Origin of the sequence: Microcoleus sp. T3_D1, from assembly GCF_036700405.1 — a bacterium.
Taxonomy (GTDB): Bacteria; Cyanobacteriota; Cyanobacteriia; order Cyanobacteriales; family Microcoleaceae; genus Microcoleus.
Genome location: NZ_JAUBOV010000178.1, coordinates 1 through 2,544, shown reverse-complemented (window position 1 = coordinate 2,544; position 2,544 = coordinate 1). Strand labels below are relative to the sequence as shown.

General features: G+C 43.6%; 3 protein-coding genes and 1 rRNA gene. 2 read left to right on the top strand and 2 right to left on the bottom strand.

All coding sequences use genetic code 11. From position 1 onward, the window contains the following. Window positions 1-201: 201 nt before the first annotated feature. Window positions 202-678, top strand: a complete 477-nt coding sequence (locus tag QT992_RS33195) for a hypothetical protein (RefSeq protein ID WP_333058558.1) — start codon at window positions 202-204, stop codon at window positions 676-678. Window positions 679-795: 117 nt separating this feature from the next. Then, on the top strand, window positions 796-1,236 hold the full coding sequence (locus tag QT992_RS33190; protein WP_333343065.1) for a hypothetical protein: 441 nt from the start codon (window positions 796-798) through the stop codon (window positions 1,234-1,236). Window position 1,237: 1 nt separating this feature from the next. Here QT992_RS33190 and QT992_RS33185 read toward each other — a convergent pair whose 3' ends face one another. After that, the gene (locus QT992_RS33185; protein WP_333319516.1) at window positions 1,238-2,068 is read right to left on the bottom strand and encodes a hypothetical protein; all 831 of its coding nucleotides are present in this window, start codon (window positions 2,066-2,068) and stop codon (window positions 1,238-1,240) included. Between the two features lie 272 nt (window positions 2,069-2,340). Beyond that, window positions 2,341-2,458: ribosomal RNA gene (rrf, locus tag QT992_RS33180) — 5S ribosomal RNA — on the bottom strand. Window positions 2,459-2,544 lie beyond the last annotated feature (86 nt).

Below are 2,544 nucleotides of genomic sequence, written 5' to 3'. Positions count from 1 at the left end.
ATTGGTGTCAATCTCAAAGCAGCAGCTTAAATTATCATCAGTATTTATACTGATCGCATAACTGTTATGCTCCCAAGACTTCAAGCTTTCATGTAATACCAACTCACCAGAGCGATCGGTGTAAGGACACGGCCAAAGCCCATGTCCCTACCAAAAATTGTACGAGCAATGTCATTATTATTACAACAAACATCAAAAAAAATGAAGTCTAAATCAGTTACCCAAATCAGCGGAATTCCCGGTCAATTAGTCGGTGCAGTTCCCGTCCGAACCAGCGGTACAGGAACTCTTAAAATTGTTGGGGACACCTTACAAGGAAATTTCACTTCATTTTTTGGGTTAGAAATCAAAGAAATTGTCATTCCCATTCAAAATGTCAAAGCAGTTGAAATAGGGGAAGGCTGTACTTGGTGGCTGCTCGGACTCGGAATTCTAACCCTCGGCTTATTCTTCATTGGTATTATCTTCATTGTGTTGGCTTTTGTTGTAAAACAGCGTTATATTGCCATTTACACGAGTAGTAGTAATCTCATTCTGTTTTGTACAAAAAATGATAAAGTCAACCAGTTTCGTAACGAAATTATAGAAGCTTGTCGTCCCAAACCGAGCTATATGCCCCGACATTCTCAGTCTCCCCCACCACCGCCTTCTTTGCCAAATAGATTCATACTTAGCTAAATTTACCAGGTCGATCGCTATTTCTACCAAAGTGCGATCGCTCTTCTTTTGAGGAAAGCACAAAGCGCGGTAAAAACAAAAAACTTAGGGACATACAGTTTAAGGAGTAAAAATCTAATGCAACTAATTTTGGCAGAATTTTGTGGACGCTGGGGCTGTTCTTGGTGGGAGAACATTATCACCATCATCTTGGTTAGTCTGAAGGGTAAGGGAGTTGTACTATTGCTGGGATTATTGGTGATGCCGATATTTTTGGTTTTGCTAATATTGCTAGTAGGCTTGATGCCAGCTTTTGAATTTATTGCTAGGTTTGGGAGAGACAAACAAGAACTCCAAAACCTAAACAATTCTCAGGAACAAGACCAAAGCATTTTATCAGCAGGAGCTAAGTTTGTCGGTCGTAGAGGAGCTAAATTTTTGGGTCGTAAATTGAAAGAAGTAAACAAACAGGAAGATGTCAATTCTCATGAACAAGACCAAACGATTGTATCAGCAGGGGCTAAGTTTTTAGATCGTAAAACAGCTAAATTTTTGGGTCGTAATGGGGAAAAAAAGTGATTTAATCCCACCAGTAAACCACAACAGGCGGCGGATTTTCATAACCCCCATAACCAATAAACACAGATGCCCGATCGCGATCCATCACTTGCACATCATCCGCCATCCAAGTCTTCCCAAAATCAACCAGCGGGTAAACGCAATCATCATCCCTACTCCAAATATAAAGCGTATCAGCGTGCCAGCGATCGTCCAAATCTCGCAGCAATAAACCCAAATTACTGTAAAGCCTACCGCTATTTTCATCCTCCGCAATCAGCGGCAGCATCATAAAATTCAGCCACAAATCTCTGTTCTGATATAGATCGGTTAAAATCGGTTCCGGGTCGAAATTATTCCAGCGTCCATTTTGCAGCATCAGCGCTTCCATCAACTGCTGCGGCGTACATTCTCCGACAGCTAGCGACAAATCCACGCGCGGTGCAGGTGCATTTTGTCGAAATTTTTCATTTCTAGCGCCTCGCCTTTCAACAAGCGTTTGGCGGCGTTGATGGCGCGGTTGAGCTTCAAAAACCCACGCCCCCCGCGAGTAACTTTTGGGAGCACCAACAGCGGGCAATGGTTCGGGAATTTCGTTAAATCCTGCCAGCAAGCGCTGATATCCGTCTGCTTCATCAAATGTCACCCAGTGCGATCGCCACACGCACTCCAAAACAAAACCAATTGTAACGCAAGGAGTGCGATCGCAGTCCATCAGGGCGATCGACCAATCATCGCTATCTTCAAACCGAGACAGCCACTGCGAAGCCGCCTCCCATTTAGGCAGCAAGTCTCCTTCTGGAGATTTCCGCATTTCCTTCATAAGCCGCACTCTGTCTGACGGAGTGAACATTTTAGGTTAGCCGCGAAGTTGAATAGTTCATTTGTAGCACAATTATTTAATCCAAACCATCAAAGCTCGATCGGGGTGATTGTCAGAATTAAAAAGTGCGATCGAGTCTGTAGGGTGCACACTGCGCACAAAGCCTCTACCAATAGCGGATCAAACCATTTTTTTGGGCAAATTTTTAAATTTACAACCAAACACCAACTGAAACAATCATCAAAAACAACAAAGCCCCTATCTGTATTGCAGAAAGAGGCTTTAGTGATTTGAAATAAAATCCCAGGCATCGAGCTATTTTCTCAGGCAGTGACCCGCCAAATATCTTCGCCACCGCAGCGTTTAACAACCGAGTTCGGGATGGAATCGGAGTGGTGCCACTGCGTCATAGACACCTAGAAAAACTGTAAGGGTAAAAAACCCTGAAGACTGCAGAGAATTAAGTCATCATCATCACCATGTAGAAAGAGAGGTCAAGCCCTCGG